This window comes from Rhodococcus sp. 4CII, assembly GCF_014256275.1.
Taxonomy (GTDB): Bacteria; Actinomycetota; Actinomycetes; order Mycobacteriales; family Mycobacteriaceae; genus Rhodococcus_F; species Rhodococcus_F wratislaviensis_A.
Genome location: NZ_JACCFE010000002.1, coordinates 6,361,567 through 6,385,935, shown reverse-complemented (window position 1 = coordinate 6,385,935; position 24,369 = coordinate 6,361,567). Strand labels below are relative to the sequence as shown.

At 69.1% G+C, this 24,369-nt stretch carries 25 protein-coding genes; 12 read left to right on the top strand and 13 right to left on the bottom strand.

The genetic code is table 11. The annotated features are described in order from the left end of the window. Positions 1-57 precede the first annotated feature (57 nt). From H0B43_RS30345 to hrcA, 4 genes are all read right to left on the bottom strand, one after another. Positions 58-819 carry an alpha/beta fold hydrolase gene (locus H0B43_RS30345; RefSeq protein ID WP_185724554.1) on the bottom strand — a complete coding sequence of 254 codons (762 nt, stop codon included), beginning with the start codon at positions 817-819 and terminating at the stop codon, positions 58-60. A 6-nt stretch (positions 820-825) separates the two neighbouring features. Continuing rightward, complete coding sequence (locus tag H0B43_RS30340; protein WP_185724555.1) at positions 826-1,587, bottom strand: 16S rRNA (uracil(1498)-N(3))-methyltransferase; 762 nt, start codon at positions 1,585-1,587, stop codon at positions 826-828. A 2-nt stretch (positions 1,588-1,589) separates the two neighbouring features. After that, positions 1,590-2,738, bottom strand: coding sequence for a molecular chaperone DnaJ (dnaJ, locus tag H0B43_RS30335; RefSeq protein WP_185724556.1), 1,149 nt, complete (start codon positions 2,736-2,738; stop codon positions 1,590-1,592). Between the two features lie 87 nt (positions 2,739-2,825). Continuing rightward, positions 2,826-3,869 carry a heat-inducible transcriptional repressor HrcA gene (hrcA, locus tag H0B43_RS30330; RefSeq protein WP_072946667.1) on the bottom strand — a complete coding sequence of 348 codons (1,044 nt, stop codon included), beginning with the start codon at positions 3,867-3,869 and terminating at the stop codon, positions 2,826-2,828. Positions 3,870-4,079: 210 nt separating this feature from the next. On the opposite strand from hrcA, the gene H0B43_RS30325 reads away from it, so the two are divergent. Continuing rightward, entirely contained in the window at positions 4,080-4,397 is a 318-nt protein-coding gene (locus H0B43_RS30325) for a type II toxin-antitoxin system VapB family antitoxin (RefSeq protein ID WP_005261240.1), read from the top strand. A gap of 18 nt (positions 4,398-4,415) precedes the next feature. On the opposite strand, the gene hemW is transcribed toward H0B43_RS30325, so the two are convergent. Then, a complete protein-coding gene (gene hemW, locus H0B43_RS30320) occupies positions 4,416-5,663 on the bottom strand; it encodes a radical SAM family heme chaperone HemW (RefSeq protein WP_185724557.1) in 1,248 nt (415 codons plus the stop codon). A gap of 136 nt (positions 5,664-5,799) precedes the next feature. On the opposite strand from hemW, the gene H0B43_RS43275 reads away from it, so the two are divergent. The 6 genes from H0B43_RS43275 to H0B43_RS30295 all read left to right on the top strand — a co-directional run bounded on the left by H0B43_RS43275 (position 5,800) and on the right by H0B43_RS30295 (position 11,512). Further along, entirely contained in the window at positions 5,800-5,901 is a 102-nt protein-coding gene (locus H0B43_RS43275) for an Ms4527A family Cys-rich leader peptide (RefSeq protein WP_397517546.1), read from the top strand. A 120-nt stretch (positions 5,902-6,021) separates the two neighbouring features. Continuing rightward, positions 6,022-7,743, top strand: a complete 1,722-nt coding sequence (locus H0B43_RS30315) for a nitrite/sulfite reductase (protein WP_185724558.1) — start codon at positions 6,022-6,024, stop codon at positions 7,741-7,743. Beyond that, the gene (locus tag H0B43_RS30310) at positions 7,740-8,483 is read left to right on the top strand and encodes a phosphoadenylyl-sulfate reductase (RefSeq protein ID WP_185724559.1); all 744 of its coding nucleotides are present in this window, start codon (positions 7,740-7,742) and stop codon (positions 8,481-8,483) included. The genes H0B43_RS30315 and H0B43_RS30310 overlap by 4 nt, the downstream gene beginning before the upstream one ends. Continuing rightward, on the top strand, positions 8,480-9,433 hold the full coding sequence (gene cysD / locus H0B43_RS30305) for a sulfate adenylyltransferase subunit CysD (RefSeq protein ID WP_185724560.1): 954 nt from the start codon (positions 8,480-8,482) through the stop codon (positions 9,431-9,433). The genes H0B43_RS30310 and cysD (H0B43_RS30305) overlap by 4 nt, the downstream gene beginning before the upstream one ends. Before the next feature lie 2 nt (positions 9,434-9,435). Further along, a complete protein-coding gene (locus tag H0B43_RS30300) occupies positions 9,436-10,752 on the top strand; it encodes a sulfate adenylyltransferase subunit 1 (protein WP_185724561.1) in 1,317 nt (438 codons plus the stop codon). A 4-nt stretch (positions 10,753-10,756) separates the two neighbouring features. Beyond that, positions 10,757-11,512, top strand: a complete 756-nt coding sequence (locus H0B43_RS30295; RefSeq protein WP_185724562.1) for a sirohydrochlorin chelatase — start codon at positions 10,757-10,759, stop codon at positions 11,510-11,512. Here the strand turns inward: H0B43_RS30295 and H0B43_RS30290 are convergent. From H0B43_RS30290 to H0B43_RS30275, 4 genes are read right to left on the bottom strand one after another with little or no spacing between them, the layout of a single operon-like run. Further along, the gene (locus H0B43_RS30290) at positions 11,448-12,497 is read right to left on the bottom strand and encodes an aminotransferase class I/II-fold pyridoxal phosphate-dependent enzyme (protein WP_185724563.1); all 1,050 of its coding nucleotides are present in this window, start codon (positions 12,495-12,497) and stop codon (positions 11,448-11,450) included. The genes H0B43_RS30295 and H0B43_RS30290 overlap by 65 nt on opposite strands. Then, positions 12,494-13,522 carry a 3-oxoacyl-ACP synthase III family protein gene (locus H0B43_RS30285; protein ID WP_185729745.1) on the bottom strand — a complete coding sequence of 343 codons (1,029 nt, stop codon included), beginning with the start codon at positions 13,520-13,522 and terminating at the stop codon, positions 12,494-12,496. The genes H0B43_RS30290 and H0B43_RS30285 overlap by 4 nt, the downstream gene beginning before the upstream one ends. 2 nt (positions 13,523-13,524) lie before the next feature. Beyond that, entirely contained in the window at positions 13,525-14,184 is a 660-nt protein-coding gene (locus H0B43_RS30280) for an SRPBCC family protein (RefSeq protein WP_185724564.1), read from the bottom strand. After that, positions 14,181-15,893, bottom strand: coding sequence for a thiamine pyrophosphate-binding protein (locus tag H0B43_RS30275; protein WP_185724565.1), 1,713 nt, complete (start codon positions 15,891-15,893; stop codon positions 14,181-14,183). Before H0B43_RS30275 ends, H0B43_RS30280 begins: the two co-directional genes overlap by 4 nt. 156 nt (positions 15,894-16,049) lie before the next feature. Between H0B43_RS30275 and H0B43_RS30270 the strand changes: the two genes are divergently transcribed. Continuing rightward, a complete protein-coding gene (locus H0B43_RS30270) occupies positions 16,050-16,454 on the top strand; it encodes a cupredoxin domain-containing protein (RefSeq protein WP_185724566.1) in 405 nt (134 codons plus the stop codon). A gap of 92 nt (positions 16,455-16,546) precedes the next feature. On the opposite strand, the gene H0B43_RS30265 is transcribed toward H0B43_RS30270, so the two are convergent. Beyond that, complete coding sequence (locus tag H0B43_RS30265; protein WP_185724567.1) at positions 16,547-17,305, bottom strand: anti-sigma factor; 759 nt, start codon at positions 17,303-17,305, stop codon at positions 16,547-16,549. Beyond that, the gene (locus H0B43_RS30260; RefSeq protein WP_185724568.1) at positions 17,302-17,808 is read right to left on the bottom strand and encodes a sigma-70 family RNA polymerase sigma factor; all 507 of its coding nucleotides are present in this window, start codon (positions 17,806-17,808) and stop codon (positions 17,302-17,304) included. The genes H0B43_RS30265 and H0B43_RS30260 overlap by 4 nt, the downstream gene beginning before the upstream one ends. Before the next feature lie 185 nt (positions 17,809-17,993). Here H0B43_RS30260 and H0B43_RS30255 point away from each other — a divergent pair, with 185 nt between their 5' ends. The 4 genes from H0B43_RS30255 (at position 17,994) to cysC (ending at position 22,708) form a co-directional block, all read left to right on the top strand. Then, the gene (locus tag H0B43_RS30255; protein ID WP_185724569.1) at positions 17,994-18,860 is read left to right on the top strand and encodes a universal stress protein; all 867 of its coding nucleotides are present in this window, start codon (positions 17,994-17,996) and stop codon (positions 18,858-18,860) included. Between the two features lie 247 nt (positions 18,861-19,107). After that, on the top strand, positions 19,108-19,911 hold the full coding sequence (locus H0B43_RS30250) for a trehalose 2-sulfotransferase (protein ID WP_185724570.1): 804 nt from the start codon (positions 19,108-19,110) through the stop codon (positions 19,909-19,911). Next, positions 19,908-20,828, top strand: coding sequence for a sulfate adenylyltransferase subunit CysD (gene cysD / locus H0B43_RS30245; protein ID WP_185724571.1), 921 nt, complete (start codon positions 19,908-19,910; stop codon positions 20,826-20,828). The genes H0B43_RS30250 and cysD (H0B43_RS30245) overlap by 4 nt, the downstream gene beginning before the upstream one ends. Then, positions 20,828-22,708 (top strand): adenylyl-sulfate kinase, encoded by a 1,881-nt coding sequence (gene cysC / locus H0B43_RS30240; protein ID WP_185724572.1) that lies wholly within the window; start codon positions 20,828-20,830, stop codon positions 22,706-22,708. The genes cysD (H0B43_RS30245) and cysC overlap by 1 nt, the downstream gene beginning before the upstream one ends. 1 nt (position 22,709) lies before the next feature. On the opposite strand, the gene H0B43_RS30235 is transcribed toward cysC, so the two are convergent. Together H0B43_RS30235 and H0B43_RS30230 are read right to left on the bottom strand one after the other, a co-directional pair. Continuing rightward, positions 22,710-22,922 carry a hypothetical protein gene (locus H0B43_RS30235; protein ID WP_185724573.1) on the bottom strand — a complete coding sequence of 71 codons (213 nt, stop codon included), beginning with the start codon at positions 22,920-22,922 and terminating at the stop codon, positions 22,710-22,712. 66 nt (positions 22,923-22,988) lie between these two features. Continuing rightward, the gene (locus H0B43_RS30230) at positions 22,989-24,368 is read right to left on the bottom strand and encodes a sulfatase (RefSeq protein WP_185724574.1); all 1,380 of its coding nucleotides are present in this window, start codon (positions 24,366-24,368) and stop codon (positions 22,989-22,991) included. Position 24,369 lies beyond the last annotated feature (1 nt).

Sequence of the window (24,369 nt, the reverse complement as noted above, 5' to 3'; positions counted from 1 at the left end):
CGGATTCTCGCGTAACCCCCATGCCGGCCGCGACGGCGGGTTCGTCGGGACCGCGGTTCAGAACTCGCCGGCGTCGGACAGCAGGGCGTCCCGCGAGATCTTCCAGCAATCGGTCTCGGGATTCAGGAACGCGTAGTGATCCTCACCCTCGACGACGTGCAGGGCGACCGGATCCCCGGCCGCCCGCGCCGCCTCGCTGTACCGCACGCTCACCTTCACCGGAACCTGCGCGTCCTCCGTGCCGTGGACGCACACCACAGGCACCCCGACGGGAAGCCGGTGGTGTGGGGAGGCGGCGCGGTACCGGTCCGGGTCTTCGTCGAAGGGGACGCCGAGGAGATCCTCGATGTAGCCGATCCGCCGCCCACGTTCGCCCGCGGACGCGAGGTCGAGCGCGCCCGCCTGGGACACGACCCGTTCCGGCCGGACCGTCGTCTGTGTCTCCCCGGCGAGCCACACCGCGAGCTGCCCACCGGCGGAGTGTCCGACCACCCGGACCTTCGACAGGTCGAACGGGACGGGCGACCGCTCGGCGACCGGACCGGCGATCGCGTCGAGTGCGGCGCGGACGTCCGCGGACATCTCGTCCCACCGCCCGCCCGCACCGAGCCTGCGGTATTCGATGTTCCACACGGCGACACCGTGGCGGGCCAGGTCGACCGCGAAACTCGTCCCGAGGTTCAGGTGGTACTTCCCGCTCCAGAAACCGCCGTGGACGACCATCACCACCGGGACCGGGGTCGACACCGGTGCCTCGGGCGGATAGAAGTGCCCGAACTGCTGAGGTTCGGTTCCGTAGGCGATGCGAATGCGGTCCACGGGCTGTCAGGCTAGCGGGGCCGCGCCCCAGCGGTCGGTGAGGACCCCGATGGCGCCCAGCGCCACTGCCGCCGCGGTCGAGGTCCGCAGGACGTGCGGACCGAGCAGCACCGGGACGGCGCCCGCCTCGGTCAGCGCGGTGATCTCCTCGTCGGAGATGCCGCCCTCGGGTCCGACGACCAGCACGATCTCGGCGGCCGCGCGCAGCGGAAGCTCGGCGAGAGCGTGGGTGGCCGCCTCGTGCAGCACGGCGACGACGCCGCCCCGGCCGACCACCTCCCGGACGACGGCGAGCATTCCCGCGGTGCGGTGCAATTCCGACACCTCGGGGACGATCGCCCGCCGGGACTGTTTGGCGGCGGCGAGCGCCGCGCTACGCCAGCGCGCGACTCCCTTGGCGACCTTCGGGCCCTCCCACCGCGCCACGCAGCGTGACGACTGCCACGGCACGATCGCATCGACCCCGGCCTCGGTGGCCAGCTCGACCGCCAGCTCGGATCGCTCCGCCTTCGGAAGCGCCTGCACCACAGTCACACTCGGCGACGGCGCCGACACCTGCCGACGCTCGTGCACAGTGAGTTCGAGCCGGTCCTTCCCGGCGGCCGTCACCTCCGTGTCGGCAAGACCGCCCCGGCCGTCGGCCAGCACGATCCGCTCCCCGACACCGATCCGCCGCACCGTCGCCGCATGCCGGCCCTCCGGACCGTCCAGGACCGCGGTGCTCCCCACGTCGGGCAGCGGGTCGAGGAAGAAGACCGTCGCCGCCACGGTCAGCGACCGCTGAAGGCTTCACGCAGGCGTGAGAACAATCCGCCGCTGTGCTGCGACTGGGTGGAGACGACCTCGGCGACGTCGCGGTCGCGCAGGTCCTTGAGTTCGCGGAGCAGTTTCGTCTCCTTGTGGTCGAGGCGCGACGGAACCACGACCTCGAGATGCGCGTGCACGTCGCCGCGGATTCCGGACCGCAACTTCGGCATGCCGTGCCCGCGCAGGACCGTCACCGATCCCGGCTGGGTTCCCGGCTCGATGGTGATCTCCTTCGGGCCGTCGATGATCGTGTCGATCGTCACGGTCGTGCCGAGGGCGGCGTCGATCATCGGCACCCGGATCGTGCAGTGCAGGTCTTCGCCGTCGCGGACGAACACCTCGTGCGCCTGCTCCACCACCTCGACGTACAGGTCGCCCGCCGGTCCGCCGCCGGGACCGACCTCGCCCTGCGCGGCGAGCCGGATCCGCATTCCGCCGGCAACGCCGGCGGGCACCTTCACCGTGATGTCGCGGCGGGCGCGCACACGTCCGTCGCCGCCGCACTTGTGGCACGGGTCGGGGATCGTCTCGCCGGCACCACGGCACGTGGGGCACGGCCGCGACGTCATGACCTGGCCCAGGAACGACCGCTGCACCGACTGGACCTCGCCCGCGCCGCCACAGGTCTCACACCGCACCGGCGTGGAGTCGCCGTTGGTGCCCGATCCGGTGCAGCTGTCGCAGAGGATCGCCGTCTCGACGGTGACCTGCTTGCTCACACCGGTCGCGCACTCCGCCAAGGTCAGCTTGGTGCGCAGGAGCGAATCGGCGCCCGGCTGGACGCGGCCCCGCGGACCACGGCCCGCGCCGCCCCCGCCGCCGAAGAACGCCTCGAACACGTCGCCGAGTCCGCCCCCGAAACCGCCGCCGAAGCCGCCGCCTCCGCCGCCACCCGAGGACAGGGGGTCGCCGCCGAGGTCGACGATGCGCCGCTTCTCCGGGTCCGACAGCACCTCGTAGGCCGTCGAGATGTCCCGGAACCGGGCCTGCGCCGCCTCGTCGGGGTTCACGTCGGGATGCAGTTCCCTGGCAAGCTTGCGGTACGCGCGCTTGAGCTCCTGGTCGGTCGCCTTCTGATCGACGCCGAGCGTTGCGTAGTAATCCCGTGCCACGTTGAGTCTCTCGTCCTTCTCTACTTCGTTATCTCGCCACTGGTACGTGTGCTCGCCCCTTCGCGGCGTTGTCGCCGGGGCCGGCCGTCACCGCTCGGCGAGCACCTGGCCGATGTATCTCGCAACGGCTGCCACCGACGCGATTGTTCCCGGATAGTCCATTCGGGTGGGCCCGAGCACGCCCATTCCGCCGAGCACGGTGCCCGCCGCACCGTAGCCGGTGGAGATGACGGACGTGCCCCGCATCTGCTCCACCTGCGTCTCCTCACCGATCCGCACCGTCACGGTGCCGGCGTCCTGGGTGGCGGCCAGAAGTTTGAGCACCACCACCTGCTCTTCGAGCGCCTCGAGGACCGCGCGCAGCGAACCGGGGAATCCGCTGATTCCCGTGAAGTCCGCGGCGTTCCGGGTCAGGTTCGCGGTGCCGCCGAGTACGAGGCGCTCCTCGGGATGCTCGACGAGCGTTTCCACCAGCACGGTGGCCGAGCGGATCACGGCGTCGCGCAGATCTTCCGGCGCCTCGTCGGCGAGTTCCGACACGGCGATGGACGCCGCCGCCAGGCGCTTGCCGTCGAGGGCGCCGCCGAGCAGTCCGCGCAGCCGCGCGAGATCCTCGTCGTCGAGGACGTCGCCGAGTTCGACGATGCGCTGATCCACCCGGCCCGAGTCGGTGATGAGCACCAGCAGCAGGCGGGCGGGCGTCAGCGCGACCACCTCGAGGTGCCGGACCGACGACGCCGAGAGTGTGGGATATTGCACAACCGCGACCTGGCGTGTGAGTTGCGCGAGCAGGCGCACCCCGCGCCGGAGGACGTCGTCCAGGTCGACTCCGGACTCGAGGAAGTCGAGGATCGCGCGCCGCTCCGCCGTCGACAGCGGCTTCACGTCGGCGATGCGATCGACGAACTGCCGGTAACCCTTGTCGGTGGGGACGCGGCCCGAACTCGTGTGCGGCTGGGCGATGTAGCCCTCGCTCTCGAGGAACGCCATGTCGTTGCGGACGGTGGCGCTGGAAACACCCAGATTGTGCCGCTCGACCAGCGCCTTCGAACCCACCGGCTCCTGGGTCGAGACGTAGTCGGCGACGATGGCGCGGAGAACCTCGAACCGTCTGTCGTCAGTACTCGACATCGCCATCCACCTCCAGTTCTCGATCATCACGAGCAGCGGCGTCCCCGAACTTCCGTTCGGGTCGGCCGTCACATCCCCTGAGCTCCGTGCGTGTGCACGCGCATCTCGGCTCGATCCAGTCTAATCGCCGCGCCGCCGATACCGGTTCAGGCCTTAGTGTGGTGACGGGAGAGAAGCAGACGGCAACGACCACGGGCGGATGACGAGGCGATGATTTTCAAAGGTGTCATGGACGGTAAGCCGTACCCGGACCACGGGTTGTCGCTGCGCGACTGGTCCAAGATCCCGCCGCGGCAGGTGCGTCTCGACGAGATCGTCACCACGACCAAGGTTCTCGAACTCGACCGGCTGCTGTCCGAGGACTCGACGTTCTATGGGGACCTGTTCCCGCACGCGGTGCAGTGGCACGGGGTGCTCTACCTCGAGGACGGGCTCCACCGGGCCGTGCGCTCGGCGCTGCGGAACCGCGTGGTCCTGCACGCGCGAGTGTTCGACTACGACGAGATGCCGGGCATCGTCACGGCCTGAGTGGAGGAGGGCTCGGCGTCAGCGCAGCACCGTCCGGACCACGGCGTCGGCGAGGAGCCGCCCCCGGTCGGTCAGCACGAGGTACTCGCCTTCGCGCACCAGCAGTCCGTCGTCTATCACCTCGTCGGCGGCGCGCCGCTCCGCGGCGTCCAGTTCCGAGACGGGCAGTCCCGCGCGCAGCCGCGCGGTGAGCATCACCCGCTCGACGTGGACGTCCTCCTGCGTCAGCTGCTCGCTGCCACCGACCGGCAGGTTTCCCGCCGCCAGCTGGTCCGCGTAACGCGCCGGATGCTTGACGTTCCACCAGCGCACACCGCCGACGTGGCTGTGGGCGCCGGGCCCGGCGCCCCACCAGTCGCCGCCGTCCCAGTAGCCCAGGTTATGTCGGCAGGCTGCGTCGTCCCGTGCCCAGTTCGACACCTCGTACCAGGTCAATCCCGCCTCGGCGAGCCGCGCGTCGATGCGCTCGTACCGCGACGCGAGGACGTCGTCGTCCGGCGCGGGCAGTTCCCCGCGCCGGACCTTCCTGGCCAGCGCGGTGCCGTCCTCGACGATCAGGGCATAGGCCGACACGTGGTCGACCCCGGCGGAGAGCACCGCGTCCAGCGAGAGGTCGAGGTCCTCGTCGCGCTCCCCGGGCGTTCCGTAGATGAGGTCGAGGTTGACGTGCTCGAACCCGGCGGCCCGCGCCTCCCGGGCCGCCGCGACCGCGCGTCCCGGTGTGTGGGTGCGGTCGAGCACCTTCAGCACGTGCTGCGCCGCCGACTGCATGCCCAGCGAGATCCGGGTGAATCCGCCTGCCCGCAGGCGGTCGAAGAACTCGGGCGACGTGGACTCCGGGTTTGATTCGGTGGTCACCTCGGCGCCGTCGGCGAGCCCGAAACTCGACCGGATCGCACCCAGCACGTCCGCGAGGCCGTCGCCGCCGAGCAGGGACGGCGTGCCGCCGCCGACGAAGACCGTGTCGACGGACGGAGCGCCCGTCATCTGCGCGGCGAGGTCGAGTTCGCGGCGCAACCCCTCCATCCACGATTGCGGCGACGCCGACGTCCCCAGCTCACCGGCCGTGTACGTGTTGAAATCGCAGTATCCGCAGCGTGTGGCACAGAACGGCACGTGCACGTAGATCCCGAACGGCCGGCTCCCCACGCCCGCCAGCGCCCGTTCGGGCAGCGCGAACGCCGCCGACTCGTCGCGGCCGACCGTGGTACTGCTCGTTCCGTTCACCCCTCCAGTGTCCATGGTCGGCTCGCCTCGGGTGTCCATGGTCGGCCCGCCTCCGTATCCCAGGGTTCTCGACCCGCTCTCCCCACCCGGCCTCGGCGACCCCTGGCCGTGATATTTCCCGCAAAATTGGTGGAAATCGGTGCCCGGCTCTGCGTGAGCGATCTGACGTGGCACAATGATCTGCATGACCGGACCCGGAGTGCGACTCGTGGCGCGTCGTCACGTCGATCTCAAGCGTGTCTGCAGCTGTTGTTGTCTGCCCTGTCTTGCGCAGTAATTCAGCCTGTCAGCCCGTTCATCATTCTTCTCGACTTCCGGCCGGATTCGAATGCCCCGAGCGAGGATCAGCCCTCCTCCTCGGCCTGAGCCGGTGCACCGTGAGATTCAGGAGTGCTCCATGACGTCGACCACCGACGCCTCCCCCGCTGCCGCCCCGGCAGCACCCGCGCGGACGCGCACGGCGAAGCCGGCCCGGCGGCGCGCCGAAGGCCAGTGGGCCCTCGGCTACCGCGAGCCCCTCAACGCCAACGAGCAGGCCAAGAAGGACGACAACCCGCTCAACGTCCGGGCCCGCATCGAGAACATCTACTCGAAGCAGGGCTTCGACAGCATCGACAAGAGCGACCTTCGGGGCCGGATGCGCTGGTGGGGTCTCTACACCCAGCGCGAGCAGGGTTACGACGGCACCTTCACCGGCGACGAGAACATCGATCTGCTCGAGGCCCGGTACTTCATGATGCGGGTGCGCTGCGACGGCGGCGCCCTGAACGTGGAGCAGCTTCGCACCCTCGGCGGCATCTCCACCGAGTTCGGTCGCGACACCGCCGACCTCTCCGACCGCGAAAACGTCCAGTACCACTGGATCGAGATCGAGAACGTCCCGGAGATCTGGAAGCGTCTCGAGTCCGTCGGCCTGCAGACCACCGAGGCCTGCGGCGACTGCCCGCGCGTGGTGCTCGGCTCCCCGCTGGCCGGCGAGTCCCTCGACGAGGTGCTCGACCCGACGCCGGCGATCGACGAGATCGTGCGCCGCTACATCGGCAAGCCCGAGTACTCGAACCTGCCGCGCAAGTTCAAGACCGCCATCTCCGGCCAGCAGGACGTGGTGCACGAGATCAACGACGTCGCGTTCGTCGGCGTCAACCACCCCGAGCACGGCCCCGGCCTGGACCTGTGGGTCGGCGGCGGCCTGTCCACCAACCCGATGCTCGCGCAGCGGGTCGGCGTCTGGGTGCCGCTCGACGAGGTGCCGGACGTGTGGGAGGCCGTGGTCTCGATCTTCCGCGACTACGGCTACCGCCGGCTGCGCTCCAAGGCGCGGCTGAAGTTCCTGATCAAGGACTGGGGCATCGAGAAGTTCCGCGAGGTGCTCGAGACCGAGTACCTGAAGCGGAAGCTGATCGACGGGCCGGCACCGGCCAAGCCGGAGCGCCCGATCGACCACATCGGGGTGCAGAAGCTGCGCAATGGGCTCAACGCGATCGGCTTCTCCCCGATCGCGGGCCGGGTGTCGGGCACCATTCTGACCAAGGTTGCCGAGGCGGTGGCCGCCGTCGGTTCCGACCGCGTCCGCTTCACCCCGTACCAGAAGCTGATCGTGCTCGACGTGCCGGACGACAAGGTCGAATGGCTGATCGACGAGCTCAGGCCCCTCGGGCTGCACGGGCGTCCGTCGCACTGGCGTCGAAACCTGCTGGCATGCAGCGGCATCGAGTTCTGCAAGCTGTCGTTCACCGAGACCCGCAAGCGTTCGCAGGTGCTCGCGCCGGAACTCGAGGAGCGCTTGGCGGACATCAACGCCAACCTGGACGTGCCGATCACGGTGAACATCAACGGCTGCCCCAACTCCTGCGGCCGGTCCCAGATCGCCGACATCGGGTTCAAGGGCATGCTCGTCGACGACGGTGCGGGCAACCAGATCGAGGGCTTCCAGGTGCACCTGGGCGGCAGCCTCGGCCTCGACGCCGGTTTCGGCCGCAAGCTGCGCCAGCACAAGGTGACCAGCGGGGAGCTGGGCGACTACATCGAGCGCGTGGTGCGCCAGTTCGTCAAGCACCGCAACGAGGGCGAGCGATTCGCCGAGTGGACCGTCCGAGCAGACGAGGAGGACCTGCGATGAGCGTCGACCTTTCCAGCGCAACCGAGGACGACCTGAGGCTCCTTGCCGCGCAGGCGGCGGCGAGTCTCGAGGGGGCGTCCGCTCGCGAATTGTTGCAGTGGACGGAGGACACGTTCGGGAACGGGGCGAGCGAAGCGACGGGGTATCGCAATAGCTTCATCGTCGCGTCGAACATGCAGGACGGCGTTCTGGTTCACCTCGCCGCCCAGGTTCATCCCGGTGTGGACGTGCTGTTCCTCGACACCGGCTACCACTTCGCGGAGACCATCGGCACCCGTGACGCGGTCGAGCAGGTGTACGGCGTCAACGTGATCAACGCGCGCGCCGAGGCGAGTGTCGCCGAGCAGGATGCGGCGGAGGGCAAGGATCTGTTCGCCCGCGAACCCAACCGGTGCTGCGCGCTGCGGAAGGTCGCCCCGCTGAAGAAGACGCTCGCCGGCTACAAGGCGTGGGTCACCGGGATCCGCCGGGTCGAGGCCCCCACACGCGCCAACGCCCCCCTGATCTCGTTCGACGACGCGTTCGGTCTGGTGAAGATCAATCCGATCGCCGCGTGGTCGGACGAAGACATGCAGTCCTACATCGACGAGCACTCGATTCTGGTGAATCCCCTCGTCGACGAGGGCTATCCGTCCATCGGGTGCGCTCCGTGCACCAGCAAGCCAGCCCCCGGCAGCGATCCGCGCAGCGGTCGCTGGGCCGGTCAGGCCAAGACAGAATGCGGGTTGCACGCCTCATGACCATCGACATCTCCACTTCCCTCGCAGAAGCCGACGCCCGGCCGCAACTGGACGGGACGCAGTTCGACACGCTCGACGCACTCGAGTCGGAAGCGATCCACATCTTCCGTGAGGTCGCGGGCGAGTTCGAGCGCCCGGTGATCCTGTTCTCCGGCGGCAAGGACTCCACGGTGCTGCTGCACCTGGCGATCAAGGCGTTCTGGCCTGCGCCGCTGCCGTTCGCGCTGCTGCACGTCGACACCGGGCACAACCTGCAGGAAGTCCTCGATTTCCGCGATCACGTCGTGTCCAAGTACAACCTGCGCCTGCACGTGGCGAAGGTCGAGGACTACCTGGCGGACGGCCGGCTCACCGAGCGTCCCGACGGGATCCGGAACCCGCTGCAGACGGTTCCGCTGCTCGACGCGATCTCCGAGAACCGTTTCGACGCGGTCTTCGGCGGCGCTCGCCGCGACGAGGAGCGGGCCCGGGCCAAGGAGCGCATCTTCTCGCTGCGCAACAGTTTCGGCCAGTGGGATCCGAAGAAGCAGCGCCCCGAACTGTGGAACCTGTACAACGGCAAGCACTCCCCCGGTGAGCAGGTCCGCGTCTTCCCCCTCAGCAACTTCACCGAACTCGACATCTGGCGGTACATCGCCCGCGACAACGTCGAACTGGCCAGCATCTACTACGCGCATCAGCGCGAGGTGTACCAGCGTGACGGCATGTGGATGACGCCCGGCGTGTGGGGCGGACCGTCCGAGGGTGAAGACCTGCAGACGCTGTCGGTGCGCTACCGCACCGTCGGCGACGGGTCGACCACCGGCGCAGTGCTGTCCGAGGCCGGCGACAACGAGGCGATCCTCGCCGAGGTCGCGGCGTCCCGGCTGACCGAGCGCGGCGCGACCCGCGGCGACGACCGAGTTTCCGAAGCGGCCATGGAAGACCGCAAGCGAGAGGGCTATTTCTGATCATGAGCGACCTCCAGGCGCGTAGCCCGCGAAGCGCGCAGTTACTTCGGCTTGCCACCGCCGGCAGTGTGGACGACGGCAAGTCGACCCTCGTCGGCCGTCTGCTGTACGACACGAAGTCGGTTCTCGCCGACCAGATCGACGCCGTCACCCGCGCGTCGGTGGACAAGGGCCTGTCCACTCCGGACCTGTCCCTGCTGGTCGACGGCCTGCGCGCGGAGCGCGAGCAGGGCATCACGATCGACGTGGCGTACCGGTACTTCGCGACGCCCAATCGCACCTTCGTGCTCGCCGACACCCCCGGGCACGTGCAGTACACCCGGAACACCGTGTCGGGTGCGTCCACCGCGCAGTTGGTCATCCTGCTGGTCGATGCCCGCAAGGGTGTCATCTCGCAAACGCGGAAGCACGCCGCCGTCCTGGCCCTGCTGGGTGTCCCCAAGCTGGTGCTGGCCGTCAACAAGATCGACCTCGTCGAGGACCCGGCCACCGTGTTCGCGAACATCTCGGCGGAATTCAACTCGCTGACCAGTTCGCTCGGCTGGGCGTCCGAGGACGTCGTCGAAATCCCCGTGTCGGCCCTGCACGGCGACAACGTGGCCGTGCGCTCCGAGAACACCCCGTACTACGACGGTCCCACCCTGATCGAACACCTCGAGTCGATCCCAGTGGACGCCGAACCCCACCGGGTCGGTCTCCGTTTCCCCGTCCAGTACGTGATCCGTCCGCGGACCGCCGAATTCCCGGATTACCGCGGGTACGCGGGACAGGTCGCCGCGGGTGAGGTGACCCCGGGCGACGAGGTCGTGATCCTGCCGTCGGGTGTCCGCACCACGGTCACCCGCATCGACACGGCGGACGGCGAGCTCGACAGTGCCCACGCCGGCCGCAGCGTCACCCTCGTGCTGGCCGATGACGTCGACGTCTCTCGCGGCGACGTCATCGCCTCTCCCGCCGACGCCCCGGAGCCGCTCGGCGAGTTCGACGCGACCGTCTGCTGGCTGGCAGAGAAGCCGCTCCGTCCCGGTGCGCGCCTGCTGCTCAAGCACGGCACCCGCACCACGCAGGCTATCGTGGGCACGCTCGTCGAGCGTTTCAACGAGCAGGAGCTCACGTCGGAGCCCGCACCGGAGTCTTTGGAACTCAACGAGATCGGCAAGATCTCGGTGCGTGTCGCGGAGCCGATCGTCGCGGACGACTACACCGTCAACCGCCACACCGGCAGCTTCCTGCTGATCGATCCCGCCGGCGGAAACACGCTCGCCGCCGGTCTCGTCGGAGATGCCATCGCAGCGGTGGAGCTCGGCGAGCGCGTCTAGTGCGATGACCCCGCTGATCGCTGTCGCCCACGGCAGTCGCGACCCCCGCAGTGCGCGGGTGGTGGCGGCTGCAGTGTCGGCGCTTCGCGTGCGGCGACCGGACCTCGACGTCCGCCTGTGCTTCCTCGATCTCAACGCACCGTCCGTCGACCAGGTGATCGACGCGGTCGCCGCCGAGGGTCATGCTTCGGCGGTGGTCGTTCCGTTGCTGCTGGGCAGTGCATTCCATGCCCGCGTCGACCTTCCGGCGCTCCTCGACGCCGCCCGCCTCCGTCATCCGCACCTGCACGTCCGGCAGGCCGATGTCCTCGGGCACGACGCGCGGCTGGTCGACGCGGTCCGTGAGCGGATCGTCGAAGCCGGCGGTCCTCTGGGCGAGTCCGGCCTCGGGGTGGTGCTCGCCGCAGTCGGTTCGTCCGATCCCGCGGCGAACGGCCGGACCCGCGGGCTGGCCGAGTCCGTCGTGGCGGGCACCCGTTGGTCGGGTGGCGTCACGTGTTTCGCGACAGCGGCCGAACCGACGGTCCGGCAAGCGATCTCGACTCTGCGCCGCACGGGGGCCGAGCGCATCGTGATCGCACCGTGGTTCCTCGCGCCCGGACTGCTCACCGACCGGTTGAGCCGCGCCGCAGAATCCTGCGGCCCCGGCATCACCTACGCCGCCACCATCGGGCCGCATCCCCGGCTGCTCGACGTCATCCTCGACCGGTACTCGCACACCCGGGTGGAGTTGCAGCGGGACCGCGCACTGTCGGCCTGAGCGCGTCGGCCACCGCCCGCCCGGCGTCCGGATCCCCGACCGCGATCCGCGCGTCACCGTGGGGATAGGTGCGCGCGTGAATTCCGGCGCGGGCCAGCGCGTCGCCGACACCGGAACCGGGGAGATACAGGAAGTTGGCGTGACTGCGCGGGGCCGGAACCCCCGCCGCGCGCACGATGCGCCACAGTTCCTCGCGCTCGACGACGATGGCGGACACCCGGGCACGAAGCTCGTCCTCGGCGGCGTACGACGCCGCGACCGCGGGAACGGCGGCGCTGCCCATCCCGAACGGCAGTTGCCGTTGTCGAATCGTTTGCGCCAGAGCCGCATTCGCGAAGCCGAATCCGATGCGCAACCCGGCCAGTCCGTACGCTTTGGAGAACGTGCGCAGGAACACGACATTCGGATGTTCGGCGATGATGCGGTGCACGTCCAGGATCAGCCCGCGGTCGACGAATTCGACGTACGCCTCGTCGAGGATCACGATCACCCGTTCCGGGACACACCGGAGGAAGGCCCGCAACTCGGCGGCGTCGACGAGCGTGCCGGTGGGGTTGTGCGGACGGCACACGACGACGAGCCGGGTGCGGTCGTCGATCGCGGCCGCCATCGCCGCCAGATCCTGCCCTCCGTCGGGGAGGATCGGCACCGGCACGGCGTCGAGCGACGCAATGTCCGCCATGATCGGGTACCCGTCGAATGTCGGGGCGGTGTAGACGATCCGCTCCCCCGGCTCGGCGACGGAGTGCATGATCTGCAGGGCGACGCCGGTGGCGCCTGCCCCGACCATTACCTGATCCTGTTCGAGCGCTTCGTGATTCGCGATGATCTCGACGAGCCGGTCGGGCAGGAACTCCGGGTAGCGGTGCGCGCGGCGCATCACGTCGTCGAGCGCGGCGAGCACAGACGGCAGCGGCGCGAACGGGTTCTCGCTCAGGGCGAGATCGAATCGGACACCGGGCCCCGCGAGGGTCGGCGCCGTCATCGCACACCCCCGGCCGGGGCGGCGCCCCATCGGATCGCCCCGGCGCCGGCGAAATCGCCGGCGTGCGCGAACGCGGACATCATGACCAGCGATCCGTTGGGGATCCGGCCTGCCCGGTTCTCGATGTCGAGCGTCACGGGGATCGCGGCGCCGAACAGATTGCCGCACTCGTCGAAGGTGTCGGGGTGTCGTTCCGCCGGGAGTTCGAGTGCGTCACGCCAGTTGCGGAGGAACAATCGGTTGGGCTGGTTGGTCACAAGGGTGTCGATCTCGTCCGGGGCGATGCCGATCTGCTTGCACACCGCCATCGCCACCTCGGGGACGAGCCGGTTTCCCCGGGCGAACACCTTCGCGATCTTCGATTCGGTGAATCCGATGTGCAGTTGACCGGTTCCGGTCTCCCAGTATTTGCGGGGCGGATCGACCGCGGCGGTCATGTCCCCCGCGAACTCGGGGTAAGTCCGGCACTCGAGGCCGAGTACGGGCGCCGCGGCCGACTTCACGAGCAGGCAGGCACCGGCGCCGTCCCCCGGCACCGCCGACTGCGCCAGCGTGCGCACCTCGGATTGCGTGAAGATCTGACCCGCACTGTTCTGCACCGACACGATCAGCGCCGTCGAGGCGTCGCTGGTCTGCATGATCTGACGCGCCAGTTTGATCATGTACACGAACGACGCACAGCCACCGTTGTGCAGGTCCACCACCCACTCCGGGGTGATGCCCATCCGGCGCGCCAGTTCGCCTCCGGTGCCCAGGATCGGGACGTCGGGCAGCTGGGTGTGCGTGATGAGGATGTCGACGTTGGAGATCAGCTCGGCACCGTTCCGTTCGGTGAGCGGGGCGACCGCACGCTCGGCCATGTCGACGGCGTTCTCGTCGCTCGCGATGTGGTGGCGGAACTTCGGCGCCCGGAACATGATGTTGTCGGCCAACCGGTCGGTGGCGGCGAACTGGGCGAAATAGTCGGCGCCCACCCTGTTCTCGGGCAGATAGCCGGCGATGTCGATGAGGCTGACGGTGTCCATGCTCACTCACCCATCCAGTTCGGGGTCACCGGCAGGTTGTTCGCCCACCGGTATTCGCAGATGGCCTTGAGGTTGCTCATCTCGAGTTGGTGTCCGGCGGCGAACATGTCCCAGAAATCGCCGACCCACGGCACCCGGTCCGCCGGCGCGGTCTCGGGGTACGGATTCTCGTCGTAGAACGGGTGGTGGCAGTTCGTCCACAGCACGACCGATCCCTCGACGTCGAGTACCGTGCGGGCGTCCACCACCCGCATCAGGTACACCATCCACAGGTGCTTTCCCTGGTCCCAGGCGCAGTGATAGTCGACCGTGCGCGCATCGGCGTGAGCGACGGTGCGCGTGTAGATCTCGGTCGAGTCGCCGAGGCGGTCGTACGCGAGCCACAGCCCGTCCTCGTCGGTGGGGGTGAATCCCCGCAGGCTGTACGTCCACTCCTCCAGGCTGCGCGTGTCCGAGAGGTAGCGGAACACCTCGTCGGGTGGGCAGTCGATGTATTCGTTGACGGTGCAGTACTTTCCGAACACCTGGTCGTGGGGGTACACCGACCGGAGCATGTCCATGATGATCGGTGTCGTGGCGTGTCGGTCGGAGGTCTCGATGCGGACGAGGCCGGGCAGGTCGGCGGGAAGGTCGGGCAGGGCTGCGATCTCGTGGGCGGTCATCGGCGTGCTCCTTCTCGGGTTTCGGTTCTCTCGGCGGTGCCTCGGGCGGGCAGGAACGGCAGGAACGGTGGTAGCTCGTCGGCATCGCAGACGACTTCGATGACGGCAGGCCCCACCGATTCCGTCGTGGTCCGCAGAGCGTCGGCCAGGGCGGCACGAGTGTGGGCCGTGTGCGAGGGCAGCCCGGGAAACAGGGCGCCGACACCCGCCGCGATGTGGGCCGGGCGAAACCGGCTGAAGGTGTAGGTGCCCTCGAAATACACCTGTTCGCGTGTCAGGCACATCGCGTGGGCGTTGTTGTTGAACACGACGAACGTGACCGGTACGTCGTACTCGACCGCGGTGTGGATCTCGAGCCCGTGCGCGTAGAACGCGCCGTCGCCCGCGATCACGAAAGTGCGGCGGCCGCGGGAGAACGCGGACCCGATCGCCGCGCCGAACGTGTAGCCCATCCCGCCCATTCCCAGTGCCACGACGAACCGGCCTCCGGGCCGAACCGGAAGGTGATGCACCACAGCCGCACCCGTGTTGCCTGCGTCCGCGAACACGTCGGCGTCGTCGGGCAATGCCCCGGCGAGCGTCCGCACCGCGTCCGTGTAGTGCAGGCCGGACGTGTCCGATCGTGGTACGTCGATCGACGTCGGCTCGCCCGGCACGACGGGTACCGGCGAGGCCGGCGGGCCGATCTCCGTGACGAGCCTGCGCAGCGTCGCCCGCAGATCACGGGTCGGCAGGTGACGCGTCTGCAGATACGGTTGCGCCGACCCGACGCTGTACACCAGTGTCTTCTCCAGTGCGGCGTCGAGCCCGCCGCGTGCCATCACCGGCAGTCGCGTGCCGACGAGCAGGCAGACGTCGGAATCCTGCAGCGCGTCGATCACATCCGGGTTTCCCATCGCGCCGGTCACCCCGAGCCGCCCCGCCGCGGCGGGATCGATCACGTCCTTCGCGTCGGGAGTGACGGCCACCCGCGCACCGAGTGTGTGTGCGAGCGCGGCGAGTTCGGTGCGCGCGTCTGCGCGTGCGATTTCGTCTCCGGCGATCACCGTGATCCGGCCGTAGTCGTCCCGGAGCGCCTCGGCGAGCCGCGTGACATCCGTCGCGGCGGCGCATGGTTCCGACCACACCGTACGCGACGGCACGTGAAATTCACCGACTGCTTGCTGAATGTTCTTCGGCAACAGCAATACTGCCGGCCCCCCGCGACGTGCTGCTGCCAGCGCCTCGGCGAGCCGGCGCGGGGCGTCGAGTGGCGACTCGACGCGCGCGCAGTACAGCGACACCTCGCCGAACAACCGGGACGCGTCGATCGACCCCGCCAGTCCACTCGTGTCCTGGAACGCGCCCGCCCCCTCCAGCATCGTCGGTGGTTGGCCGACCAGGGCGAGGAGCGGCACCCGCGAGGCGAAGGACTCACCGAGCCCGGCTACCAGATTGAGTGCTCCCCCGCCGGACGTCGCCGCGACGACGCCGATTCGGTTCGAAGTCCGGGCATACCCGTCGGCCATCGTCGTCGCCGAGAATTCGTGCTTGGCGACGACGCCCTCGACGTCGTGGGAACGGTGCAGCGCGTCGTACAGGTCCTCGATGTTCGCGCCGCCCACACCGAAGACGTGGGTCACCCCCTCCGCGGCCAGTGCCGCGACGATGTAGTCGGCGACGCGCATGCTCTGCTGGGATTTCCGCGGCTCGTGATAGGTGGGATTCATCGGCAGACCCCCGTGTCGTGGATCGGGTCGGGGCGACCTGCGGCCGCCCACTGGATATACACACGAACGACGTACCGGTCGGGTTCACCGGTGGCAGAACATTTTTCCGGGAACAATCACGATGAACGAAACACGGCGACGAACCGTGGAAGGAGTATGAAACCCTCCACCGCACCTTTCCTCGCGTCGGTGTTCGTCGCTGTGTGCGCACTCGCCGCCTGTAGCGACGACGGCGCCTCGTCGACCCCGTCGTCGGACACGACCATGCCCACGACCATGACCATGCCCGCGGCGGCGACCGGAACCGCCGCAGCACCGGACGAGATCGTGATCGCGGGATTCGCGTTTTCCGTTCCCGCGACGGTGTCGCCCGGTGATCGGATCACCGTTCGCAACGACGACACCGCGGAACACACCGTGACCTCGGACGTGGCGGGTGCGTTCGACGTCGAGATCGAGGGCGGCGAGACGGCCACCCTCACCGTTCCGTCGACGCCGGGAACCTACGGGTTCCACTGCACGTATCACCCGAACATGCACGCCGGCCTCGTCGTCGGCTGACCGATTGCCGCACCCGCTCCGGAATCGGAGGAGCCCCGGCCCCATCGGCCGGGGCTCCTCCGTCCGTGGCCCACTCTCACAGCGTCAATTTTTCACAGCATCGCGGTCAGCAGCACCTGGTGATCGTCCGAGGACCGCACGTCGATGCTCGCGATCGAGTCGACGGGCAGGCTGGTGGTGGCGGTGGGCCGCACCGTGCGGCCGGCCTCACCGGTCCAGGTCGCCAGGGTCGTCACGGCTCCCGTGCGATCGGTGACGGTCAAGGTGTACTCCTCGGTGGCGGCGCCGTACCGATCGTCGCCCGGCCACGTCTCCTTGTAGGAGCATTCGACGAAGACCACCGTGCCCCAGGACGTCGACGCGACGGAGGCACTCGCGGTGATCGCGGTCGGAACCACGGGTGTGAACACCGCGTCGACGGTGTTCGCGCGGTCCGGGGCAGGCATCGCTGTCGCGGGCGTGGCCGGGGGCCGGTCCTGCGTCGCCAGCACCGCGGCGGGGACGGCGACGGCCACCACGGCGGCAGCGGCAGCGAGTGCGGTGGCCGCCCGCCGGCGGCGTCTGCTCCGCTGCACCGTGCCCACCAGTTGGGTCAGCACGCGGGGTGCGGGCGCCTGCTCGTCCTCGCGTGCCTCGTTCCCGGGCAGCGTTCCGAACGCCTCCTCGGGCGTGATGAGCGCAAGCAACCCCGGCATTCCCGCCAGTTCCGACACGGCCTGCGAGCACTCCGCGCAGTGCGCGAGGTGCGCCTCGTATTCGCGCCGATCGCCGGCGGACATCGCCCCCAGCACGTACGCCGCGTCCCATCGGGCGTAGGGATCCTCGTGCGACTCGAAGTCGTCGAACGTCATCGGGTCACCCCCATTTCCTGCAGTGCCAATCGAAGGGCCCGCAATCCGTAATGCATGCGGGATTTCACCGTTCCTTCCGGGATCCCGAGTTCGCCGGCGATCTGATGCGTCGACATTCCCCGGTAGTAGCCGAGGACGAGGACGGCACGGTGGTCGGGGGTCAGCCGGGCGAGCGCGTCGCCCATCATCCAGGCGTCGAGCGCACCGTCCGAACTGTCGGGTGCGGCTCGTTCGGGTGTCGAGCTCATGCCGATTTCCCGCTGGGAGCGGGCGCTGCGGTGCTCGTCGAACACGAGATTCCGGGCGACGGTGAACAGCCAGGCCCGGGCCGACGATTCCGATTGGTCGAGCACGTTCGGGTGCTTCCAGGCTCGCAGCAGCACTTCCTGCACGATGTCCTCGGCGCGGACGCGGTCGCCGGTCAGCCTCAGGGCATACCTCCATACCGCGGGGGCATGCTCCTCGTACAGGGCATGCATGAGCTCCGTCTGGGCATCCGGCATCGGTCACCACCTCCCAGCTGTACACACGCTACAACCGTGCTTCCGGTTCACCGTTCGGCCGGAACCTGGTGAATCCCCAGGTGACACCGGAACGGCCGACCGCATCGCGCGCGCGGTCGGCGATTTGCCTCTGGCGCGCCACCGCCGTCCTGGATCAGACTGGAATGGAGGTGAGGAGCACCCCCATGACCACAGCACGGATTCGACGCGGCATCGTGGCAGGTATCGACGGATCGGACGGGGCGTTGGAGGCAGCGGCGTGGGCCGCATCCGCGGCGCGGCGGTTCGAGGAACCGCTTCGCCTCGTGCACGTGCTACCGAAGCATCCGAACTCCCGCGGCGGCGACGGCGCCCCGGACGGCGACGAGTTACTCGCCGCAGCCGAGAAGGCCGTCCTCGACGGGCAGCGAGACCTCGAGGTGGAGCGGAGCACCCATCCCGGCCCTCCCGCCCAGGCGCTGGTGGAACTGTCCAAGACGGCCCGCATGCTGGTACTCGGACCCGCGGCGACGAGCGAGATGAAATCGGTGGTCGCCGGTTCCGACGTCGTGCGGGTGTCGAATCGCGCCGAATGCCCGGTCGTCGTCTGGCGCGGCATCCAGGGCCACGAGGTCAGCGGAACCCGTCCCGTCGTGGTGGGGGTGGACGGAAGCGAACTGAGCGACATGGCCGTTGCCCATGCGTTCGAGTTCGCGGCGTTCTTCGGCGTTCCCCTCGTCGCGGTCCACACCTGGGCCGAGCACTCCACGCTCGGGGCGTGGTATTCGGAGGAACGACGTTTCACCGACTGGTCGGATCTGGTGCAGCACGAGGAAGCCTGGCTCGCCGAGAGCCTCGCGGGGTGGCGTGAGAAGTATCCCGACGTAGAGGTCACCCGCTGCCTCGAGCGCGGTGGGCCGATGAAGGTGCTCCTCGAGTACTCGTTCGGGGCGCAGTTGATCGCCGTCGGCAGTCACGGGCGCAACCCGTTCACCGCCTCGATCGTGGGCTCGACGAGCCAGAGCCTCATCCACCACGCGCGGTGCCCGGTCCTCATTTGCCGCAAGGGCTGACACAACGCCATATTCGCACCTCATTGCGATCAGCCTGATTCTTTGTTCGCACGCCGCAGCGTCATTGCTCGGGTGAGAATCGGCGCCCCGGTCCACTGCCGGAAAACGGCCGTGAACTGCGGAATCGGAATACGCCGCGTCGCGTGTCCGACGAATACATATGTCGCGGAATAATCAAGTGTTTCGATCACGATAATTTGATTTCGCTCCGATTGCTGCCCCCGATTCCGCGTTTATAGTTTCCGGCATGTCGGAGCCACGCTCGTATCTCGTTTGCGCGTCTCAGCGCAGCGGCAGCACCCTGCTCGTCGAATCCCTGCGCGCCACGACCGTGGCCGGCAACCCCGAAGAATTCTTCCAGTACCTGCCGTCCACCAGTCGCTCACCGCAACCGCGGCAGTGGTTCGACGGGGTCACCGACGAGGCGGTGCTCTCGCGGCTCGCCCCGCTCGAACCGGGAACGGTCGACACCCGGACGTCCGAACAGTGGCGCGACCAACTACTCAGCCTCGGGCGCACACCCAACGGCGTGTGGGGCGGCAAGCTGATGTGGAACCAGGTCCCGCTACTGCTCGATCGCGTTGCCGGACTGCCGAATCGCACCGGCAGCGGTCTGCGCTCCGCGCTGGGCGACCTGTTCGGGTCCGACCCGACGTTCGTCCACGTGTTCCGGCCGGACCTCGTTGGACAGGCGGTGTCCATGTGGCGCGCCGTGCAGACGCAGGTGTGGCGCGACGACGCCACCCCACCCGCCCCGAACGACGGAGCCGAGTACAACGCCGAAGGCATCGCGCACCTCGCCGCGATTCTGCGTGACCAGGAACTCCGCTGGCGCAACTGGTTCGCGGCCGAAGACATCTCACCTCTGGAGATCAGCTTCACCGACCTGGTGGCGGACCCGCAGGCCACGACGGCGAAAGTGCTTGTGGAACTGGGCCTCGACGCCGACCTCGCGCCCCCGCCACCCCTGAAACGGCAGAGCGACGGCCGCTCCCGGGAATGGGCGGAGCGCTACCGCATCGAGGCGGCCGAGAAGGGGTATCCGGCATGACCACCACCGCTCTCCTTGCGGCCGTCGACGAACTCCGCGCGCTCGAAGCCGAGGCGGTGCACATCATTCGCGAGGTGGTCGCCGAACTCGAACGACCCGTGCTGCTGTTCTCCGCGGGCAAGGACTCGATCGTTCTCCTCAGGCTGGCGGAGAAGGCGTTTCGGCCCACACCCGTGCCGTTTCCGGTGCTGCACGTCGATACCGGCCACAACTTCCCCGAGGTGATCGAATTCCGCGACCGCCGGCTCGCCGAGGACGGGCACCGGCTGATCGTCGCGTCGGTGCAGGAGTCGATCGACAAGGGCCGCGTCACCGAATCGGGCAGCCCGGGCGCGTCCCGCAACCGCCTGCAGATCCGCACCCTGCTCGACGCTCTCGAGGAATACCGCTTCGACGCCGCATTCGGTGGGGCGCGCAGAGATGAGGAACGAGCCCGCGCGAAGGAGCGGGTGCTCAGCTTCCGCGACGAGTTCGGGCAGTGGGATCCGCGTGCCCAGCGTCCCGAACCGTGGTCGCTGTACAACGGGAGAATCCGCCGGGGCGAACAGGTTCGGGTGTTCCCGCTCAGCAACTGGACCGAACTCGACATCTGGCGGTACATCGAACTCGAGAACCTCGAACTGCCGTCGATCTACTTCGCCCACGAGCGGCAGGTGTTCGAACGGGACGGCATCCTGCTCGGGTTGTCCGAATACACGCTGCCCACCGAAGACGAACTGGTGCAACGACTCCGGGTGCGGTACCGCACGGTCGGAGACCTCACCATCACCGGTGCCGTGCGCTCGGACGCCGGCGACGTCGCCGGGGTGATCGAGGAGATCGCCGCGGCCACGGTCTCCGAACGCGGCGAGACCCGGGCCGACGACAGGACTTCCGTCGCCGCGATGGAAGACCGCAAACGCGAGGGGTACTTCTGATGACCACCATCGGCCGGCCCCGCCAATTGCTGCGCCTCGCCACGGCGGGCAGCGTCGACGACGGCAAGAGCACCCTGATCGGGCGGCTCCTCCACGACACGGGCAGCCTGCCCACCGACCACCTCGAGGCGGTGACCGACGCCGACGGCGAGGCCGACCTCGCCGCCCTGTCCGACGGACTGCGGGCCGAACGCGAGCAGGGCATCACCATCGACGTCGCGTACCGCTTCTTCTCCACCCCCACCCGGAGTTTCGTCCTCGCCGACACCCCCGGCCACGAGCGGTACACCCGCAACATGTTCACCGGCGCGTCGAACACCCACGTGGCCGTGCTGCTGGTGGACGCGCGTGCCGGTGTGCTCCGGCAGACCCGGCGCCACGCCCGGATCGCCGACCTCCTCGGCGTGCCGCACCTGGTCGCGGTGGTCAACAAGATCGACCTCGTCGACTTCGACGAGACCCGGTTCAAGGAAGTCGAGGCCGAACTGGGCCTGCTCGCGCAGCGCCTCGGCGGCCGCGACCTCACGGTGATCCCGGTGTCCGCCACCCGTGGCGACAACGTCGTGGCCCGGTCGGATTCGACACCCTGGTACGACGGACCCACGATCCTCGAGTACCTCGAGGGGGTGGAACTGGCCGCACCGTCGGCCGTCGCGTCCGAACTGCGACTGCCGATCCAATGGGTCGCGCGTCCCACGGACCACCAGCGGCGCCGCTACACCGGGCGACTGTCCGCGGGCACCCTCTCCGTCGGGGACGAGGTGCTGGTGCTGCCCGCCGGTTCCCGCAGCGCGGTCACCGCCCTCGACACGCTCGATCCGAACCGGGCCGTCGCGGTCGCACCGCTGTCGGTGTCGTTCGAACTCGCCGACGACCTCGACGTCGCCCGCGGTGATCTCGTCGTCAGCGCGGCCGCCGACGCCACCGCGCCCGTCGCCGCCCGCGAGATCGACGCGACCGTGTGCTGGCTCAGCGAGACCCCGCTGCGGGCGGGCGACCGGGTGGCGCTGAAGCACACGAGCCGGATGGTCCGCGCCACCGTCCAGGCGCTACATACCCGGCTCGACCCGGAGACCCTCGAAGAACACGACTCCCCCGGCGAGCTCGCCCTCAACGACATCGGCCGGATCACGCTCCGGACGAGCACGGTGGTGCTCGCCGACCCCTACGCCACCAATCGCGACGCAGGCGCCTTCATCCTCATCGACGAGCAGAGCAACGACACCGTCGGCGCCGGCACCGTCAGCGACACCCGCGAAGTCGTGCCCGGCGCGCAGACCCGCAACGACATCAAGTGGCACCCGTCGTCGCTCGATCGGGAGCGCCGCTGGACGGCCACCGGGCAGCGGGGCGCCACGATCTGGCTGACCGGGCTGCCGGCCTCCGGCAAGTCGACGGTGGCGGTCGCGCTGGAACGGACCCTCGTCGATGCCGGTCGCGCCGCGTACCTCCTCGACGGCGACAACGTCCGGCACGGAATCTCGGACGACCTCGGGTTCACCCCGGGCGACCGTGCCGAAAACATCCGGCGCGTCGGCCATCTCACCCGGTTGTTCGCCGATGCCGGGGTGGTGGCGATCGCCTCGATGGTGTCGCCGCTCCGATCGGACCGGGCAATCGCCCGCGCCCTGAACGAGGCCGCGGACCTGCCGTTCCTCGAGATTCACGTCAGCACCCCCGTCGAGGAGTGCGAGCGACGCGACCCGAAGGGCCTCTACGCCCGCGCGCGGGCCGGCGAACTCCGCGGCCTCACCGGTATCGACGCCCCGTACGAGGCCCCCGAGAACCCGGACCTCGCGTTCGACACCACCGGCGCCGACCTCGACGACCTCGTCGCACGCGTCCTCGCCGAACTCGCCCGGCACGAGGCCCGGCGGTAGCTCAGCGTTCGGCGAGGCTGAGCAGGGCCTCCCGGAGCGCGCCGCGGTCGTCCTGTAACCGTCGGTGGCGGCCGCACTCCTGGACCGGATCGTGCCCGCGGCCGGTGATCACCACGACCTCGCCCGGGCCGGCGAGCCGAGCCGAGCGGCCGAGTCTGCACACCACCTCGCGCAGACGCGTCGGTGGATTCCACCGCGGGCCGTCGGCGCTCACGGTTCCTGTGCACCACCGCCGTGCAGGTCGCGAGCGCGGAACCGGCACATCATCCGCTCGCGGCACCTACGTGACCACGCCGCTCCGCGGCTCGTCGAGGATTCCGCGTTCCGCGCTGTAGGCCGAACGCACGTCCGGCACCCGACCGAGAGTGGCGAGGTATTCCTCCATGGCCTTCCGGGCGTACGCCGTTCCCTCCTCCTCGCTCGGGATCGAGTCACCCGTCGACCGCCGCCACGCCGCCAGTTCCAGCGCGAGCTCGGCCTGGGTCTCCGCGAACTCCTCGGTGTCGGCGAGGTTGTCGCGCTCGCCGGGATCGGCGCCGAGGTCGTAGAGTTCCCTGCTCGGGCGGGGATCGAGATGCTCGGGGCCCAATGCCTCCCCGGACAGGCTGTTCGCGATGTCGAGGGGCAGGTCGAGCCTGGGCCGGGGCGCGTAATTCTCGATGTAGCTGAACCGCTTGGTGCGGACGGCCCGGATCGGGTCGAAGCTGTCGTGGAAGGTCTTCTCCGTGAACAGCGCGTCGCGCGCGGTCGACGCCGATCGCCCCAGCAACTGCGCGGCGTGGGAGATGCCTTCCACTTCCTCGGGTACCGGCACTCCGAGCAGTTCGAGGAGCGTGGGAACCAGATCCACCCCGCTGAACAGGTCATCGTACACGCGGGGCTCCGCCCGCAACCGTCGCGGGGGCCGAATGATCGTCGCGATTCCGGTACCCGGCGCGTACAGGGTCGACTTCGCGCCGGGGAATGCCTCACCGTGGTCGGTGAGGAACACGACCCACGTGCTGTCGTCGAGGTGCTCGTCGTCCAGTGTCTGCAGCAACCGGCCGACAGCGGCGTCTGCCACCTCGATCGAACCGTGGAATCCGGCCAGATCCTCGCGGACCTTCGGTCGGTCGGGGAGGTACGACGGGACGTCGAACCCGTCGGGATCGGCGGCGGGATAGCGGTCCACCGGGTACGGGCGGTGTGTCTCGAAGAAGCCCGCCGTCAGCAGGAACGGTCGCGTCGGGAAGCGCGCCAGCCACCGCGACGCTCGATCGGTGACGTAATCGCAGTAAGAATTGGTGACGTCGTACTCGTGGTAGCCGAGCCGCGTGGGATAGGCGGTCTCGTGCTGCATCCCGAACAGCGCCGTGTACCAGCCCGACTCCGCCAGCAGGGACGGCAGGGTGCGGACGTCGTCGTGGTACTGCCAGCCGTGGTGGGCGAGACCGATCAGGCCGTTGCTGTGCGGATACCGGCCCGAGAACAGGGCGCCGCGCGACGGCGAGCACAGCGGTGCCGCCGCGTGGGCGTCGGTGAGCAGGACGCCCTCGGCGGCGAGCCGGTCGAGGTGGGGACTGTGCACCCCGGACGCCCCGTAACATCCGAGGTGACGGCCGAGGTCGTGCCAGTGCACGATCAGGACGTTGTCACGGACGGGATTCGCCGGGGTCGGCACA

Coding starts and splice junctions, on each gene's coding strand:
- hrcA (WP_072946667.1), bottom strand. CDS start 3,869: ATGTCGAGTACTGACGACAGACGGTTCGAGGTTCTCCGCGCCATCGTC.
- H0B43_RS30325 (WP_005261240.1), top strand. CDS start 4,080: ATGATTTTCAAAGGTGTCATGGACGGTAAGCCGTACCCGGACCACGGG.
- hemW (WP_185724557.1), bottom strand. CDS start 5,663: ATGGACACCCGAGGCGAGCCGACCATGGACACTGGAGGGGTGAACGGA.
- H0B43_RS43275 (WP_397517546.1), top strand. CDS start 5,800: ATGATCTGCATGACCGGACCCGGAGTGCGACTCGTGGCGCGTCGTCAC.
- H0B43_RS30315 (WP_185724558.1), top strand. CDS start 6,022: ATGACGTCGACCACCGACGCCTCCCCCGCTGCCGCCCCGGCAGCACCC.
- H0B43_RS30310 (WP_185724559.1), top strand. CDS start 7,740: ATGAGCGTCGACCTTTCCAGCGCAACCGAGGACGACCTGAGGCTCCTT.
- cysD (WP_185724560.1), top strand. CDS start 8,480: ATGACCATCGACATCTCCACTTCCCTCGCAGAAGCCGACGCCCGGCCG.
- H0B43_RS30300 (WP_185724561.1), top strand. CDS start 9,436: ATGAGCGACCTCCAGGCGCGTAGCCCGCGAAGCGCGCAGTTACTTCGG.
- H0B43_RS30295 (WP_185724562.1), top strand. CDS start 10,757: ATGACCCCGCTGATCGCTGTCGCCCACGGCAGTCGCGACCCCCGCAGT.
- H0B43_RS30290 (WP_185724563.1), bottom strand. CDS start 12,497: ATGACGGCGCCGACCCTCGCGGGGCCCGGTGTCCGATTCGATCTCGCC.
- H0B43_RS30285 (WP_185729745.1), bottom strand. CDS start 13,522: ATGGACACCGTCAGCCTCATCGACATCGCCGGCTATCTGCCCGAGAAC.
- H0B43_RS30280 (WP_185724564.1), bottom strand. CDS start 14,184: ATGACCGCCCACGAGATCGCAGCCCTGCCCGACCTTCCCGCCGACCTG.
- H0B43_RS30275 (WP_185724565.1), bottom strand. CDS start 15,893: ATGAATCCCACCTATCACGAGCCGCGGAAATCCCAGCAGAGCATGCGC.
- H0B43_RS30270 (WP_185724566.1), top strand. CDS start 16,050: ATGAAACCCTCCACCGCACCTTTCCTCGCGTCGGTGTTCGTCGCTGTG.
- H0B43_RS30265 (WP_185724567.1), bottom strand. CDS start 17,305: ATGACGTTCGACGACTTCGAGTCGCACGAGGATCCCTACGCCCGATGG.
- H0B43_RS30260 (WP_185724568.1), bottom strand. CDS start 17,808: ATGCCGGATGCCCAGACGGAGCTCATGCATGCCCTGTACGAGGAGCAT.
- H0B43_RS30255 (WP_185724569.1), top strand. CDS start 17,994: ATGACCACAGCACGGATTCGACGCGGCATCGTGGCAGGTATCGACGGA.
- H0B43_RS30250 (WP_185724570.1), top strand. CDS start 19,108: ATGTCGGAGCCACGCTCGTATCTCGTTTGCGCGTCTCAGCGCAGCGGC.
- cysD (WP_185724571.1), top strand. CDS start 19,908: ATGACCACCACCGCTCTCCTTGCGGCCGTCGACGAACTCCGCGCGCTC.
- cysC (WP_185724572.1), top strand. CDS start 20,828: ATGACCACCATCGGCCGGCCCCGCCAATTGCTGCGCCTCGCCACGGCG.